The sequence below is a fragment of the Chroococcidiopsis sp. genome (genome assembly GCF_051657925.1).
Classification (GTDB): domain Bacteria; phylum Cyanobacteriota; class Cyanobacteriia; order Cyanobacteriales; family Chroococcidiopsidaceae; genus Chroococcidiopsis.
Genome location: NZ_JBOFLP010000102.1, coordinates 1 through 15659, shown reverse-complemented (window position 1 = coordinate 15659; position 15659 = coordinate 1). Strand labels below are relative to the sequence as shown.

Genomic DNA, 15659 nt, shown 5'->3' with positions numbered 1-15659 from the left:
CAACAGTCATCCTCTTTTCCCAAAAAGGCAGTAAAACAATACAGTAATACAACCGGATTGAGATCGAGCTGTGGGAAAAATGCAATTGATGGATAGACTGCGCTTGGGTGCGGCTGTATTGACAGCAAAAACCGTGACATTTGGGGTGCGATCGCTACGTCTAGGTGCGGCTAGCGTTTTACCAGGAGAAATTGCCCGTCGTCTTCAGCCAAAATTGTTGCAACTGCTGAGTTGTCAGGTGAAGCAAGGAGTGATTCTCATTGCAGGGACGAACGGTAAAACTACCACATCCCTGCTGCTACGCACGATGTTAGAACGTCAAGGTTGGCGAGTTGTCCACAATGCAGCGGGGGCGAATTTAGAAAATGGTTTGATGACAGCGCTGTTACAAAATACTAATCCCATCGGTACGCTAGATGCAGATTTTGCCATTTTGGAAGTAGACGAAAATATCGTTCCTAAGGTGTTAGCACCCCTGAAACCTCGGCTAATTCTGGCGTTAAACTTGTTTCGCGATCAGCTCGATCGCTACGGGGAAGTCGATACAATTAGCAGGCGTTGGGGACAGGCGATCGCACCTCTACCGTCAGAAACTATTATCGTTGCCAATGCTGACGATCCTACCTTGGCTTACATGGGGCAACAACTCAATCAAAATGTCTTATTTTTCGGACTGAGCGAACCAGAACATTATCTTGATGAAATTCCCCATGCTGTAGACTCAATTTATTGTCCCAGTTGCGGTACTCGCCTGGTTTATCAAGGGGTTTATCTTTCACACCAGGGAGATTATAACTGTCCTAACTGTGGTTTTCACAAACCATCTCTGGCGATCGATAGTCGGGAATGGGAGCAAATTTTAATTGGGTTGTATAACAAATACAATACTCTAGCGGCGGTGTTAGCAGCACAGCAACTTGGCGTAGATGCAGCGATAATCCGCGATACTATAGCTAACTTTCAGGCGGCTTTCGGACGGGCTGAGGAGTTGCAAGTTCGCGGTAAACACGTCCGCATTCTCTTATCTAAAAACCCTGTGGGGATGAATGAGACAATTCGGGCAGTGAATGAGGTAAGAGGCGAGAGGCAAATAGAAGCCCAATCGCGTCAACTTGCGCCTGTGTTGATGGTTTTGAATGACAGAATACCCGATGGTACGGATGTTTCGTGGATTTGGGATGTGGATACAGAAAAGTTAGTCGAACGAGGAGGGACTTTAATAGTCAGTGGCGATCGCGTTTACGATATGGCTTTGCGTTTGCGTTACAGTCAACCGCAGATAGATAGCAAAATGAATTTGGTTGTGAAGGAAGATTTAAAAGAGGCGATCGCGACTGCGCTAGCACAAACTCCAGCAAATGAGACTTTACACATTTTGCCTACATATTCTGCCATGTTGGAAGTGCGGGAGATTTTGACGGGAAGAAAGATTTTGTAAGTAGTCATTTGTCATACCCTTCGGGAAGGGCTTCGCCCTACGTCATTGGTCATTGGTTAGCAGTTGTTGCTCCCCTGCTTCCTGCTCCCTGCTCGTGCGCTCCCTGCTTCCTGTCAACTGATAACGGATAACTGACTATGCCTTTATCTCAATCGGAAAAAGATTTAGCTGCCGAGCTTGATTATGATGAGTTTGTTTTAGAGGCAATTCAGCAAGAATGTCAAGTCAAAATGCAGAAAATTCTTTTAAAACAAGAGGTGTATCTCAAAGATAGCGAATTGAGTTGTGTAAATGAAATTTTGCCAGCTTACTATCTCGAATTTGAGCAAGATGTTTACGGAGTCTACAACTATGGAGGCAATCTTTTAGTAGAAGGCTTATCTATTCTCATCCCATCTTACGTAGATTATCGGGATATTTTTATCAAGCTAAAACACTTATTGAATCCACACGGCTATCTGACAATCTGCGAAAATCGAGTTGGTTTGACTCCAGAGAAAAACAGGTTGAACCAATATATTTCTAGAGTTTTAAATTATGTCACACAAGCAGAGTTAAGAATTGCAGTTTTTAAGGGTGAAGAACCTTGGGATATTATTAAGATTCATCAGACTAATGGGTGGAATTATGATATTTCTCCTAAAGACATAATTAATAAATTAAAATCATGGCAAGAAGTAAGTGAATTTGAAATTATATTTGCTAGTAAAAGTAGCTTAAGTCTAGAATTCGTACGACCACCTACAGATATTGAAAAATTTGCTAAAGACGTAGCTGAATTTTGTCCCGATCTCCAAAATACTCAGCTAGTTGCAAGCAAGATTGAGAAGTATAAAAGTCTTTATTTAATCTGGAATTGAGCAAGAAATATATATGAGTGTGGAAGATATGGAAATTACAATTGGCTGGTTATATCCAACTTTAATGAGTACCTATGGCGATCGCGGTAATGTTATTTGTATCCAGCGGCGCTGTGAATGGCGCAACTATACGGTGAAAATATTGCCTTTAGATCGAGATTCTACGGCTCAAGATTTTTACCAAGTCGATATCCTCGTCGGTGGTGGCGCACAAGATAGACAGCAAGAAATTGTCATGCGCGACTTGCGCGGTGCTAAAGCTGAGGCGTTACGAGAAAAAATCGAAACTGGTACGCCAGGAATTTTTACATGTGGTGCGCCGCAATTATTAGGACATTACTACGAACCAGGTGAAGGACAACGAATTGAGGGACTGGGATTATTTGATTTTGTTTCTATCCATCCCGGGTTAAATGCGCGTCGCTGTATTGGGAATTTAGTTATTGAAGTGACAGCTAAAAAGTTAGCGCAGGAATTAGTAGCAATGACAGGTTCACCACCCTACTTAATTGGTTTTGAGAATCATGGCGGACGCACAAAATTAAGTCAAGTGGAAGCATTAGGACGGGTAATATATGGTTTAGGAAATAATGGCGAAGATGGTACAGAAGGAGCAGTTTATCAAAATGCGATCGCGACTTATTCGCATGGTCCCCTGTTACCTAAAAATCCATTTTTAGCTGATTGGTTGATTCAAACTGCATTGAGACAAAAATATCAAGAATCAATTGCACTTGCACCTTTAGATGATACTTTGGCTAACCAAGCACGGGAAGCAATGTTCAAGAAACTGCGCATAAATCTGCCAACCTTGGTTAAACAGTAGGGTGGATTAATTAACGCACCTACTTAATCGAGAATTAGGCGCGATCGCTTGAATCGTTTTATGGCTATGAATAGGAGTCCTAGATTAGCGATCGCCAACACCAAGAAAACAATTAAAATTACGTGAGTCAAATTAGTATTTTGTGCCGATCTCAAAAGACTTGTTTGTAATTGAGTTGGAATTAGGCTCAAACTCAAAAGTGGAATCCAAGTTAGAGCAATAGAAACAAAAGCTAATTGTTGGGCTGCTTGTTTGACTGTGGGACTGCGGAGAGAGACAATGACACCTATACTTGCCATAGCTGTAGCTGTCAAAATTCCCAATCCAATTCCAGTTAAAGTTATGCCTATCGGATAGAGTAAAATTGCTCCTGTGTTATGAGTTAAATTAACAGCTATCAATCCTGTTAGTAAGACTATTACCGTTAACAATAAACCATAGATAACAACTGTAATAATTTTACCGAATAGAATTGCTGCTTCTGATAGAGGACTTGCCAATAAAGTTTCTAAAGTATGTCTCTCTCTTTCTCCAGCAAAACTATCAGCAATAAGCGCCATAACTGGTAGAGTTGGTAGCCAACCCCAATAAGCAATTGTAAAGGGAGAGTCTACCCAAAATGTACCAATTTGAATGGGCATAAGCAAGCCGAATATTAAGATTAAAGGTAGCCAACTTAAAATCGTTGTTTTGAGGCTACCGCGCTGAAACAAAAGTTCGCGCCACTCTTTCCAAATGACAGTCCAAATATCGGTCATCATAACAAATATGGTCGCTCGACCTCGAACATTTATGGGCGAATAGAATTCGCGACTACACAGACAAAACCCGCCGGCGCGGGTTTTAATATCTGTTAGTTTATCTGAGAGTCCGCGGAGGCGGACTTCACCTGTATAGCCGCGACTTCTAGTCGCCCTAAGCACTAGTAGCGCGATCTGTTAAACGAGTTAACACCTGATTAGAACGCTCGACAAAAGATTTCATTCCTTCAGCATTAAAGCCTTTTTGTGCCATCAATGCTAAGTCATAAACGTGTTGACAAATTGAATTAGCTAATTCGGCACTAGGCGATTGTCCTTCCCCTTGGATAATACTGCCTTGGCTGAGACTAACTAAATTTTGAATCAGCGGATGAGCCGTATTAACTAGCAAAATATGATCGTCAGGAAACTGGGCTGTTTGCTGCTGGACGAAGGCACTCATTTCTTGAATGCGACGCATATATTCAGGTAACAATACCATTGCTGGCGGCGTACCTTGGGGATCGTCAGATTTTAATGCTTCGGTACGGATATTGAGTTTGGGTTTATTCAAGGCTTTTTCAAATAATTCCTTGATTAATTCGCTGCGAGTTTTGTTTGTAGTCGGATCGACAATTTCTCCAGCTTTATCTTTGTCGAGTAAGGTTTGATCCAGATCGGAATCAACGCGAGAGAATTTAACGTCTGAATACTCTCTTTCTAGGAAAGAAATAAAGTGAGTATCGATAAAGGAATCCATAAATAGGACTTCTAAACCCTGTTTCTTATGCAGTTCTACATAAGTAGCTTGGGTAACTTCATCGGTGCAGTAGTAAACGCGATTCTCGTGACGTGATTTGTTGCGTTCCAGATATTCTTTCAGCGTGGTGTATGGGGAGTGGGTAGGGGCAGGTTTAGAAACCTGCCCGTACGGGAGTTGGGAGTCGGGAGTAGATTCTGCTGGTTGTACGTCTTGCCATGCGTCTCCCTCTTCTGCTTGCACCTGTACGGCTGGCGTTTCTGTCGCAGGTGAGGTACTATGCGCCCCTACAGGTGTTTCGTAGGTAGTGCGGTAGATGACGATATCTTCGACTTGCTTTTTGAATTTCTCGTCGTTGAGAGAGCCAAACTTGACGAACGTACCCACGTCTTGCCAGACTTTGATATATTCTTCGCGACTATCGCGGTAAAGTTCTTTCAAGCGATCGCCGACTTTACGAGAAATATAATCGGCAATTTTCCTGACCGTCCGGTCTGTTTGCAAGGCGCTGCGGGAGACATTGAGAGGAATATCTGTGCTGTCAATCACTCCCCGCATTGGTAGTAAGAATCGCGGGATAATCTCTTCGCAATGGTCGCTGACAAAGACTTGGTTGCAGAATAGTTTGATCTGTCCTTGAGTGACATCCACATCCGGTCTGAGTTTAGGAAAATACAAAATCCCGTTGAGGATGAAAGGATAGTCGGTGTTAAGATGCACCCACAACAGGGGTTCTTCCTGAAAAGGATATAGGTAGCGGTAAAATTCCAAATAATCTTCTTTGGTAAGATTATTTGCCGACTCTCGCCAAGGTGCTTTTTGCTGGTTGATAACCTCCCCATTCAGTTTGATGGGAACGGGCAGAAAATCGCAATAAGTCTTGACAAGTTGCTTGATGCGTGCATCTTCTACATACTCCTGCTCGTCTTCCATTAAGTGCAGGGTAATAGTCGTACCGCGATCGCTGCGAGATGAGTCTTCTAAAATAAACTCTGGGGAACCATCGCAACTCCAATGGACGGCTGGCGCACCTGCTTGGTAAGACAGAGTATCGATCTCAACTTTTTGCGCCACCATAAAGGAAGAGTAGAAACCCAAGCCGAAATGACCGATAATCTGCTGGTCAGATTTTCCCTCGTACTTGTGAATAAATTCTTCTGCACTAGAGAAAGCCACCTGATTGATATATTTCTTGACTTCCTCCGCCGTCATCCCAATACCGTTGTCGCTGATGGACAGAGTTTTGCGATCTTTGTCTATAGCAATTTGAATCTCTGGTTCGCCAATCTCGCCGGAATACTCCCCAGCACGGGATACCATTTTGAGCTTTTGGATAGCATCAACTGCGTTAGAGATCAATTCCCGCAAGAAAACCTCATGGTCGGAGTAGAGAGATTTCTTAATAATGGGGAAAATATTCTCAGTGTGGATGCTGATTGTGCCTTGTTCCCGCATACTAAATCAGTGTTGTGGTGAAATGTTCTTTAATCAGGATCTTAATGGCTTAAACCACGCGATCGCTCTTTACTTAACTAAAGATTCCCCCCAACGCCAATTCGGTTTACCCTACCTATTTTTGGATAAGGGAGACAATTCAAGGCGCGATTTACAATAAACGCTGCGCTACACTTCGTGAACGCAATTCGCAACTACTGCTGTACGGGCGGGTTTTGACCAAAAATTTCTCGCCGCCAGCCGTGAATCTCTTACTAAACCCGCCCCTACGATTTTCTGATAACTGACAACTGATATGAAGGACATGCAACGCGAATTTACCAGTCGTGAAGAACTGGTAGCCTACTTAAAAGAACAATTTCCTACTACTGCTAGCCGAGATGACTCAATTAGCGAAACTGTGGGGGGACGCAAAGCTGCTGAAGAAGCTTTACAAACAGTAGATGCAGCCCGTTACGCCAAAACTCGCAACTTTCTCACGGGTGCGGTAACTCGTCTCTCGCCCTATCTTCGCTATGGAGTTTTGAGTCTCGCTGATGTTAAGAAATATGTCCTAAACAAAATTCAGCAGCCAGATGAAGCAACAAAATTAATTAACGAACTTGGCTGGCGCGACTATTGGCAACGCCTATATGTCAAATTAGGAAATGGAATTTGGGAAGATCGAGAAGAATATAAAACTGGTTACACTACCAAAGAGTACGCCCCCGAACTACCAGAAGACATCGCCACAGGGACGACGGGGCTAGTTTGTATCGACAGTTTCAGTCAACAAATGCGCCAGACAGGGTATCTACACAACCACGCCCGTATGTGGATGGCTGCTTATATGGTGCATTGGCGACGCATCCGCTGGCAAGTTGGGGCAATATGGTTTCTCGAACACTTGTTAGATGGCGATCCGGCGAGTAACAATATGTCTTGGCAATGGGTAGCGAGTACCTTTAGCCACAAACCCTATTTCTTTAACCGCGAAAACTTGGAACGTTATACGAATGGTATTTACTGTCGCGAATGTCCCCTCCACGGACATTGTGACTTTGAAGGCAGTTACGAACAAATAGAACAGCGATTGTTTCCCAAAGCAGAATTTAACAAACAACCCAACAGTCAAAGTTGGCAACGCGGGAAAAAAAGGCGATAGGAATCGCAAGTGGTAGGGGCGGGTTTAGCAGAAGATTCACGGATTGCGATCGTCAATCCAGGTTCAAAACCCGCCCGTACAGCAATCGTAGGGGCGGGTTTAGCAAGCATATTCACGGATTGTGACAATCAATCCAGGTTCAAAACCCGCCCACAGGAGTCAGGAAATTACCCATTACCCATTACCATGAGTCAACCTATTATTTGGATACACGGAGATTGCTTGAGTCCAAAAAATCCTGCACTGCAAGAATATCCCAATTCGCCTGCAATTTGGGTCTGGGATGAGGCTTTAATTGAGGAGTGGCAATTGAGTTTGAAACGGATTGCTTTTATTTATGAGTGTTTGCTAGAGTTACCTGTTGTGATTAGACGAGGTGATGTGGCGAAAGAAGTGTTAGTTTTTGCCAAAGAACATAAGGCTGATTCAATTGTGACAGCGAATAGTCCTAGTCCCAGATTTGAAACAATCTGCAATGAAATTGAGCGATCGCTAAAACTAGAAGTTTTTGAAGTCGAGCCATTTTTCGAGTATGACGGCTACATCGATCTAAAACGATTTTCTCGATATTGGAAAGTAGCAGAAAGATATGTTTATGAATGAGGGTGCGTCAATTAACACACCCTACGAATCCTATATTTATAGAAATGAATGGGCATCTTGTAAAGCAAAACGAACTCTTATATCACTTGCCACCCGTGAAAGTTACCCCTTGAATGAAGTAGCGATTAAAAAAAGCATAAATTAATAGTGCAGGTAAAGTGAATACCATAGACGCAGCCATAATGTAATTCCAATAACTAATGTATTGTCCTTTGAATGTATTCAAACCCAAGGGTAAAGTAAACATTTCTGGGGTGGAAATAATCATTAATGGCATTAAAAAGTTATTCCACGAACCTAAAAATATAAATATAGTTTGGGCTGCTAAAGCTGGTCTAGCTAAAGGTAAGACAATCTGAAAGAAAGTTTCTAAGTAACCCAAACCATCTAAGGCAGCAGCTTCTTCTAATTCCTTAGGAAAGTTAACAAAAAACTGCCGCATCATAAAGATGAAAGTCGCATTGACAATATTCGGAACAATTAATCCCTGATATGAATTTAACCAGCCTAAAGATTTTAGAATTAAAAAACTAGGAATTAGCGTGACTTGAGCTGGAACCATTAAAAATGCTAAGATACTGAAAAATAGGATCTGATTTCCCTTAAATGGAATACGCGCAAGAGCATAACCAGCCATTGAGTTAAATAAAAGATTAAAAATAGTGACAGTGCTAGCAACTACAACACTATTAAATAGCCAACGACCAAATAATGGTTCTTCTAGAAAAATCTTTTGATAATTTTCTAAAGTAAAGTTTTGCGGAATCAAGTTCAAGCCGCCAGCAATAATTTCAGGCAAGGGTTTAAACGAAGCAGAAAGCGCCCAAGCAAAGGGTAAAAAAGTCGCGATCGCATAGATAATTAAAATCGCATATAAAATTGGGATAAAAGATATCTTTTTATCTGCCTTCATCTACATCTCCTTTGACAAGGCTTACACCTATATCCGCAATGATTTTTCTTAAATACATACTCAGAATCTATCTGACAATATATCAAAAATACCTATTTAACCGCGTTTATCTACAGGGGGCAATTCTAGACTAAAATTTTGACAATAAAACTTAAAAGTCAATTGAAAAAACTAGTGAAGTTGCTCAATCGCTACCTAGTCAAAACTAAATTTCTTCTCCTCTTACTCGTGGTAACCCTAACTTTGGTAGGATGTCAGGCGACACCTAGCAATTCTGGAGTGACAAAAATTACGCTGTGGCAAGGAGTCAATCCACCACCCAATCGAGATGTTTTGCAAACGCTGGTAGATCGCTTCAATCGAGAGCATTCTGACATTCAAGTAGAATCTTTGTATGTCGGGCAAGCAGAACAACAATTACCGAAAATTTTGGCAGCAGTAGTAGGAAATGCACCGCCAGATTTACTGTGGTTTAATGCGACGCTAACTGGACAGTTGGTAGAACTCAATGCAATTCGTCCTCTAGACGATCTGCTGCAAACTTCTTCCGTCAAGGATGAAATCGATCCTAGCCTGTTTGCGACGATGGAGTATCAAGGACATACTTGGTCTGTGCCGTTTGGAGTAAATAACGTCGGTGTATTTTACCGTCCCAGTTTATTGAAAGCCGCAGGAATTACCCAGTTACCGCAAACTTGGGAAGAATTGCGTCAAGTTGCGCGTCAATTAACCATTGACAAAGACGGAGACAAGCGGCTCGACCAACACGGAATGTTTCTGCCGTTAGGAAAAGGAGAATTTAGCGTCTTTCTGTGGCTACCCTTCCTGTGGAGTGGCGGTGGCGAGTTGGCAAATAACAATCCCCAACAACCAGCGGATGTAAACATAGCAAATGACAAGGGTGCGATCGCCTCGCTGGGATTGTGGCGCGATTTAGTCGATGATGGTTCTGTCGTTCTATCTTCACCAGAAAGAGGATTTGAAATCGATGCTTTCTTAGCTGGAAAAGTCGCGATGCAATTGACTGGTCCCTGGACGCTGGGACAGTTCCAAACCACAGGAATAGATTTTGGCGTGTTTCCGATTCCCAAAGGCGATCGCCAAGCAACTGCGATCGGTGGAGAAAATCTATTTGTCTTTAAGTCTACGCCCGAACGCGAACGAGCCGCGCTCAAGTTTGCCGAGTATGTTGTCAGCGAAGGATTTCAAACTGATTGGGCAATTGGTACGGGATATTTACCCGTCAATATGAAGGCAAGGGAAAGCCAGAAATATCAAGATTTCATCAAAAAACAGCCTGCCGTAGAAGTGTTTTTAGCACAAGCAAAATACGGGCGATCGCGTCCGATTTTTCCTGGTTACAGTCGCTTGTCGGAAAATTTAGGTAGGGCGTTAGAAGCTGTTTTATTAGGGAAAAGCACCCCTAACGAGGCATTACAAGCAGCACAAAAAAGGCTGGATTTGATTTTTCAAAGAGTCGGGAGTCGGTAGGGGCGGGTTTAGCAAAAATATCGACGGTTGAGGCAATAAATCCACGGTCAAAACCCGCCCATACAGGAGTCGGGGGTAGTTATCAGTGACCAGTGACCAGTGACCACACACCACTTGTCAAAAATGACAAATGACATAATGACTAAAAATTGTTAAATCCAAAACAGTAAGCGATCGCGAATAAATGTTATTTGGGAATAACATTCATGTACGTGTCTTGACTAGCGGGCGCTCTGGAATTTATGACCTTCTCAATTGTGGCTTGGGATTCGGCAACGCAAATGACTGGGGTGGCAGTGGCAACTAAGCATCTGGCTGTAGGGGCGCTCGTACCTTATGCTAAGGCAACTATAGGGGCGATCGCGACTCAAGGTCAAACTAACCCGCTATTAGGCATTTGTAGCCTGCAATTGCTAGAACATGGAGTTTCGGCTGAAGATACTTTACATCTTTTGCTGCAAGACGATCTCAATTGCCACCAGCGTCAGCTACATTTGGTAGATCGTTACGGTCATACGGCAGCTTGGACGGGTGAAGACTGCGTTGGTTGGGCAGGACACTTGACATATCCTTACTTTTCTGTTGCCGGAAATATGCTAGTAGGCGAACAAGTTTTGGTAGCGATGGCAGATGCCTATCAAGCTAGGGCGGGAATGGAGTTTTGCGATCGCCTGTTACATGCTTTGGAGGCTGGCGAGGCGGCTGGGGGAGATAAGCGAGGACGGCAATCGGCAGCGCTGTATGTGGTGCATCAAGATGTTTATCCCTATCTGGATTTGCGCGTCGATCACCATGCGAATCCGTTGGTGGAATTGCGCTATCTGTTTGAAGAATCGCATCAAGATTATTATCAGTCGTTTCGGCAGACTATGCCTCCCCAGTGTCCTCGGACTACACTAACGGCGATCGCTAAGTATTTAGCTACTCCAATTAGGGAGCAAGGAGCAGGGAGCAGGGAGCAGAGGTTAATGATTGGCAATTAATGTAAGACTTCTGTACGGGCGGGTTTTAACCAAAGATTTAGGATTCGCGCCGTCAATCTCTTTGCTAAACCCGCCCCTACTTCTGCTTTCCTTACACTCCTACAGTACGCGACTGACGCATAGATTCGACGAACTTGGCAAATAAGTAATCTGCGTCGTGGGGACCAGGGCTAGCTTCAGGGTGGTATTGGACTGAGAATAGAGGTAGGGATTTGTGGCGCAACCCTGCTACGGTGCGATCGTTTAAATTGAGATGAGTAATTTCGACATCTGCGGGAATGGAATCCGCATCAATCGCAAAGCCGTGATTTTGACTGGTAATTTCGACTTGCCTTTGTAAGCCAGCAGGTTGATTTAAACCGCGATGACCGAATTTTAGCTTGAAGGTTTCTGCCCCTAACGCCCGACCTAGTATTTGATGTCCCATGCAAATACCAAATATTGGTTTCTGGGCTGAAATGAGGGCTTTTGTCGTTTCAAATCCTTCGGCAACGGCGGCGGGGTCACCAGGTCCATTGGAAAGAAAGATGCCGTCGGGATTGTATTTCAGAATTTCTTCTGGTGGCGTATTAGCAGGAACGACAATGACGCGACAGCCATGACTTGCTAGTCGCCGCAGAATATTGCGTTTGATGCCAAAGTCAATAGCAACAACGGTGAGAGTTTCCCCATTTGGGGCTACTGGTTTAAATTCCCATACAGAATCAGTAGTTCCAGCCCACTCATAAGCAGCGGATGTGGTGACTTCACTGACCAAGTTTAATCCTGCCATACTGGGGGCAGCGAGGACGAGTTGCAATAACTCTGCTTCGTCAAGAATTTCTGTAGAAATAGCGCCATTCATCGATCCTACTTCGCGAATCTTGCGGACTAAGGCGCGGGTATCGATGCCGTAAATTCCAGGGATGTTGTGCTGTTTGAGGTAGTCAGGCAAGCTGCCAGTAGAGCGCCAATTACTAGGACGGTAACAGACATTTTTGGCGATCGCACCTTTAACTTGGGGGCGATCGGATTCTTCGTCTTCAGGATTCACACCTGTATTTCCCAATTCTGGGTAGGTAAACGTGACAATTTGACCGCGATAGCTGGGGTCAGTTAAGACTTCTTGATACCCAGTCATGCCAGTGTTAAATACGACTTCGCCAACGGTAGTACCAGTAGCACCAAAAGACAAACCATGATAAGCAGTACCATCGGCAAGAACGAGAAGGGCGGGTTGAGGGGTCATAACTGGAGGCGTGGTAATTGATAATTGGTAGTTGGTAGTTGGTCTTTGGTACAAGGGGGGCAAGGGAGACAAGGAGCAATTCAAAATTCAAAATTACCTGACTCCCTTGTACGGGCGGGTTTTGAGCAAAGATTGATTGACGTAAGCCGTGACTCTTTTGCTAAACCCGCCCCTACGACTCTCGACTCCCGACTCAGCCCTGGCGAGATTCAATCAAACGAATGGCACGACTGACGCTTTCGGGGAGGACGACTACTAAACTACCACGGGAAGCCATGTCGAGAGCAGTATCGATCGCTCTTGTCTCTTCCAAAATGGATTCGTAGTGGCAGTTGGAATCGGCTTGGCGGATGCCTTTTTCGATTAAGTCTGCGGCATCGCCACGGGGACGACCGCGCGTATCGTCGTCTTCTTTGACGATAATAAAGTCAAACATTTCGGCGGCGAGTTTGCCCAAGGTGATGAAGTCTTCGTCGCGGCGATCGCCTGGTCCCCCGATTACGCCAATCCGTTCTCCTTTCCAGTTGCGGACAAAGCTACCCAATGCCTCGTAACTATGGGGGTTGTGGGCGTAGTCAACTAATGCGTGATAATTGCCTAACTCAAATAAATTCATCCTACCTGGGGTTTGGCTGGCAGATGGTTGAAATGTCTGCAATCCAGCTTTAATCTGTCCCAAGGGGATTCTTTGGGTAAATGCTGCCAAACTCGCAGCTAAGGCATTGGCGATCGCAAAGTTAGCGCGTCCGCCCATCGTTAGCGGTACGTTGACTGCTTGTTCGAGTCGTAGTTTGATTTCTCCTTGCAATATTGACAAATAACCGTCTTCATGCACTGCTGCCAAGCCTCCATGTCGAGTATGTTCTCGCACGATGGGATTATTTGGGTTGAGTGAAAAGTAGGCTATTTGAGCTTTCACCCGTTTTGCCATTGCCGCAACTAAAGGATCGTCAGCGTTGAGAATAACATAGCCGTGGGGAAATACGGTTTCTGCAACTACACTCTTGAGGTGAGCTAGTTGCTCGACTGTATTAATATCGCCAATTCCTAAATGATCGGCAGCTACGTTCAAAATAATTCCGACATCGCAGGCATCAAATCCCAACCCAGAGCGCAAAATTCCGCCTCGTGCTGCTTCTAATACAGCCACGTCTACCGTGGGGTCTTGTAGAATTAACTGGGCGCTTTGAGGACCTGTATTATCGCCTCGATCGACTACACAATCGCCGATATACGTGCCATCGGTGGTAGTGTAGCCGACAGTCTTACCAGTTTGTTTGACGATGTGGGCAAGTAAACGCGTGGTTGTGGTTTTACCATTGGTTCCGGTGACAGCAAGGATGGGAACGCGGCTGGATTTACCTGGGGGAAACAGCATATTGATGACTGCTCCCGCGACATCGCGAGGCTTGCCTTGGCTGGGATGGGTATGCATCCGAAAACCAGGCGCGGCATTCACTTCTACCACTACGCCACCCACTTCTCGCAAAGGACGGCTGATATCTGGGGTAACAATGTCGATTCCGGCAATATCTAGACCGATAATTTTCGCTACACGTTGCGCTAGCCAAATGTTTTCTGGGTGAATTTCATCAGTGCGATCGCAAGCAATCCCACCCGTACTTAGATTTGCTGTAGCTCGTAGATAGCAAATTTCATCTTGGTCTAGAATGCTATTTAAGCTGTAGCCCTGTTGTGCCAAGAGGCGATCGCTATTGCGATCGAGCTGAATGCGGGTGAGGATATTATCGTGTCCGTCGCCGCGATCGGGGTCTTGATTGATAATTTCGATTAATTCCTCAATCGTACTCCTACCATCTCCCACAACATGAGCGGGAATGCGTTCGGCAACTGCGACAACTTTACCATCAACTACAACTACGCGATGGTCGCGCCCTTGATAGTAGCGCTCGACAATAACGGAACGAGAAACTGCTTTGGCTGCATCATAGGCGGCTTCCGCGGCTTTCCAAGTTTGAATATCGAGTGTAATACCTCTACCGTGGTTGCCGTCTAGCGGTTTGATAACGATGGGATAACCACCAACAGAGGCGATCGCATCTTCTAGTTCGTCAAAATAATTGATAACCGTACCTCTAGGAACGGGTACGCCAGCATTACTGAGAATGTATTTAGTAGCTTCTTTATCAGAAGCAAGTTCGACACCTAAAAGACCCGTGTTGCCGCTTAAAGTTGCCTGTATGCGCTTCTGCCGTTTGCCATAGCCGAGTTGAATTAAGTAACGCGCCCCGAGTTGCATCCAAGGAATATCTCGCGCCTCTGCTGCTTGAATAATTGCTTCTGTACTAGGACCCAAAGCCGCATCTTGGTGAAGTGCTTTGAGATCTTGAAGATCTCGTTCTAGTTCCGATTTGGGATAATCTCCCAGATCCACAATACTTTGACACAGCCTTACAGCGGCACGGGCTGCATAGCGTCCGGCTTTCTCGTTTTCGTACTCAAATACAACGTGATAAACCCCAGCAGTAGCCGTCTCGCGGGTACGTCCGAAGCCTGTTGGCATTCCTGCTAGTTCTTGTAGTTCTAAGGCTACGTGTTCGACTATATGACCCATCATCGTGCCTTCCCGTACCCGCATTAGGAAGCCGCCGCGACACCCAGGAGAACAGAAATGTCCTTCTAAGCTGGGTAGTGCTTCAACTAAACCCTTGTAAAAACCTGGAATTTCATTAGATAGTTTTTCTGCCAATTCTTGCAAGTCTAGCTGCATAGCAACTAGTTGATGGCGGCGAATGCTCCAATAGTTTGGACCCCGCAATGTTTGAACTTTGAGAATTCTCATCCTAATTCATTCCTCTTGGGCAATTTGCAGTTATTGGGAAGTGAGCAGTTATCAGCGATCGGTTATCGGTGGTTAGTCATAACTTCTGTCTTTTGTCGCCTGTCTCCTCGGTTTTGACTTGTGACTTTTAACTTTTGACTTTATTCTTCTTGCAGCCAACAATTTTCTAAAAATTCTATGCAATCTCGTTCCCAACAGCGTTCTACTTGATACATCCAATAAAAGTCCCAGTGGTTTTCAATTAAAAAGAAGTCCCAATTATCATATAAATAGTCTTCTAATTGCTGGCTTATATCTTGTAGCCAACATTTTTCTAAAAGCTCGACCTGGTACGTATACCAAAAAGCAGTAGGGCTGAGAATAACTTTATCTAGAGAACCAAAAAATAGTTGTTTGAGATATAAACGAAGCGGAA

At 44.4% G+C, this 15659-nt stretch carries 15 protein-coding genes; 9 read left to right on the top strand and 6 right to left on the bottom strand.

From position 1 onward, the window contains the following. Nucleotides 1–79 precede the first annotated feature (79 nt). From ACRC32_RS07575 to ACRC32_RS07565, 3 genes are all read left to right on the top strand, one after another. Complete coding sequence (locus ACRC32_RS07575; RefSeq protein WP_438553408.1) at nt 80–1438, top strand: MurT ligase domain-containing protein; 1359 nt, start codon at nt 80–82, stop codon at nt 1436–1438. Nucleotides 1439–1575: 137 nt separating this feature from the next. Next, nucleotides 1576–2298 (top strand): DUF4253 domain-containing protein, encoded by a 723-nt coding sequence (locus ACRC32_RS07570; RefSeq protein WP_438553388.1) that lies wholly within the window; start codon nt 1576–1578, stop codon nt 2296–2298. A 13-nt stretch (nt 2299–2311) separates the two neighbouring features. After that, nucleotides 2312–3124 carry a type 1 glutamine amidotransferase gene (locus tag ACRC32_RS07565; protein WP_438553387.1) on the top strand — a complete coding sequence of 271 codons (813 nt, stop codon included), beginning with the start codon at nt 2312–2314 and terminating at the stop codon, nt 3122–3124. A gap of 23 nt (nt 3125–3147) precedes the next feature. On the opposite strand, the gene ACRC32_RS07560 is transcribed toward ACRC32_RS07565, so the two are convergent. Both ACRC32_RS07560 and htpG read right to left on the bottom strand, forming a co-directional pair. Continuing rightward, on the bottom strand, nt 3148–3885 hold the full coding sequence (locus ACRC32_RS07560; protein WP_438553386.1) for an ABC transporter permease: 738 nt from the start codon (nt 3883–3885) through the stop codon (nt 3148–3150). Between the two features lie 154 nt (nt 3886–4039). Next, nucleotides 4040–6079, bottom strand: coding sequence for a molecular chaperone HtpG (gene htpG / locus ACRC32_RS07555; protein ID WP_438553385.1), 2040 nt, complete (start codon nt 6077–6079; stop codon nt 4040–4042). Between the two features lie 22 nt (nt 6080–6101). On the opposite strand from htpG, the gene ACRC32_RS07550 reads away from it, so the two are divergent. The 3 genes from ACRC32_RS07550 (at nt 6102) to ACRC32_RS07540 (ending at nt 7826) form a co-directional block, all read left to right on the top strand. Continuing rightward, nucleotides 6102–6239, top strand: coding sequence for a hypothetical protein (locus ACRC32_RS07550; RefSeq protein ID WP_438553384.1), 138 nt, complete (start codon nt 6102–6104; stop codon nt 6237–6239). Between the two features lie 144 nt (nt 6240–6383). After that, complete coding sequence (locus tag ACRC32_RS07545) at nt 6384–7223, top strand: FAD-binding domain-containing protein (protein ID WP_438553407.1); 840 nt, start codon at nt 6384–6386, stop codon at nt 7221–7223. Between the two features lie 186 nt (nt 7224–7409). Then, nucleotides 7410–7826 (top strand): hypothetical protein, encoded by a 417-nt coding sequence (locus ACRC32_RS07540; protein WP_438553406.1) that lies wholly within the window; start codon nt 7410–7412, stop codon nt 7824–7826. Nucleotides 7827–7908: 82 nt separating this feature from the next. Here ACRC32_RS07540 and ACRC32_RS07535 read toward each other — a convergent pair whose 3' ends face one another. Further along, entirely contained in the window at nt 7909–8739 is an 831-nt protein-coding gene (locus ACRC32_RS07535) for a carbohydrate ABC transporter permease (protein WP_438553383.1), read from the bottom strand. A gap of 162 nt (nt 8740–8901) precedes the next feature. Here ACRC32_RS07535 and ACRC32_RS07530 point away from each other — a divergent pair, with 162 nt between their 5' ends. Both ACRC32_RS07530 and ACRC32_RS07525 read left to right on the top strand, forming a co-directional pair. Then, a complete protein-coding gene (locus tag ACRC32_RS07530) occupies nt 8902–10230 on the top strand; it encodes an ABC transporter substrate-binding protein (RefSeq protein ID WP_438553382.1) in 1329 nt (442 codons plus the stop codon). 242 nt (nt 10231–10472) lie between these two features. After that, the gene (locus ACRC32_RS07525) at nt 10473–11213 is read left to right on the top strand and encodes a DUF1028 domain-containing protein (RefSeq protein ID WP_438553381.1); all 741 of its coding nucleotides are present in this window, start codon (nt 10473–10475) and stop codon (nt 11211–11213) included. 91 nt (nt 11214–11304) lie between these two features. On the opposite strand, the gene carA is transcribed toward ACRC32_RS07525, so the two are convergent. After that, nucleotides 11305–12441, bottom strand: a complete 1137-nt coding sequence (gene carA, locus ACRC32_RS07520) for a glutamine-hydrolyzing carbamoyl-phosphate synthase small subunit (RefSeq protein ID WP_438553380.1) — start codon at nt 12439–12441, stop codon at nt 11305–11307. Nucleotides 12442–12465: 24 nt separating this feature from the next. Here carA and ACRC32_RS07515 point away from each other — a divergent pair, with 24 nt between their 5' ends. Next, a complete protein-coding gene (locus tag ACRC32_RS07515) occupies nt 12466–12675 on the top strand; it encodes a hypothetical protein (protein ID WP_438553379.1) in 210 nt (69 codons plus the stop codon). On the opposite strand, the gene cphA is transcribed toward ACRC32_RS07515, so the two are convergent. Both cphA and ACRC32_RS07505 read right to left on the bottom strand, forming a co-directional pair. Then, entirely contained in the window at nt 12635–15244 is a 2610-nt protein-coding gene (cphA, locus tag ACRC32_RS07510) for a cyanophycin synthetase (protein ID WP_438553378.1), read from the bottom strand. The genes ACRC32_RS07515 and cphA overlap by 41 nt on opposite strands. Before the next feature lie 140 nt (nt 15245–15384). Then, nucleotides 15385–15659, bottom strand: a 275-nt coding sequence (locus ACRC32_RS07505; protein ID WP_438553377.1) for a hypothetical protein, incomplete at its 5' end; no start/stop codon positions are given.

Excerpts from the sequence above, each read along its gene's own strand:
- htpG (WP_438553385.1), bottom strand. The coding sequence starts at position 6,079 with ATGCGGGAACAAGGCACAATCAGCATCCACACTGAGAATATTTTCCCC.
- ACRC32_RS07575 (WP_438553408.1), top strand. The coding sequence starts at position 80 with ATGCAATTGATGGATAGACTGCGCTTGGGTGCGGCTGTATTGACAGCA.
- ACRC32_RS07560 (WP_438553386.1), bottom strand. The coding sequence starts at position 3,885 with ATGATGACCGATATTTGGACTGTCATTTGGAAAGAGTGGCGCGAACTT.
- ACRC32_RS07525 (WP_438553381.1), top strand. The coding sequence starts at position 10,473 with ATGACCTTCTCAATTGTGGCTTGGGATTCGGCAACGCAAATGACTGGG.
- ACRC32_RS07540 (WP_438553406.1), top strand. The coding sequence starts at position 7,410 with ATGAGTCAACCTATTATTTGGATACACGGAGATTGCTTGAGTCCAAAA.
- cphA (WP_438553378.1), bottom strand. The coding sequence starts at position 15,244 with ATGAGAATTCTCAAAGTTCAAACATTGCGGGGTCCAAACTATTGGAGC.
- carA (WP_438553380.1), bottom strand. The coding sequence starts at position 12,441 with ATGACCCCTCAACCCGCCCTTCTCGTTCTTGCCGATGGTACTGCTTAT.
- ACRC32_RS07545 (WP_438553407.1), top strand. The coding sequence starts at position 6,384 with ATGCAACGCGAATTTACCAGTCGTGAAGAACTGGTAGCCTACTTAAAA.
- ACRC32_RS07565 (WP_438553387.1), top strand. The coding sequence starts at position 2,312 with ATGAGTGTGGAAGATATGGAAATTACAATTGGCTGGTTATATCCAACT.
- ACRC32_RS07570 (WP_438553388.1), top strand. The coding sequence starts at position 1,576 with ATGCCTTTATCTCAATCGGAAAAAGATTTAGCTGCCGAGCTTGATTAT.
- ACRC32_RS07535 (WP_438553383.1), bottom strand. The coding sequence starts at position 8,739 with ATGAAGGCAGATAAAAAGATATCTTTTATCCCAATTTTATATGCGATT.
- ACRC32_RS07550 (WP_438553384.1), top strand. The coding sequence starts at position 6,102 with ATGTTCTTTAATCAGGATCTTAATGGCTTAAACCACGCGATCGCTCTT.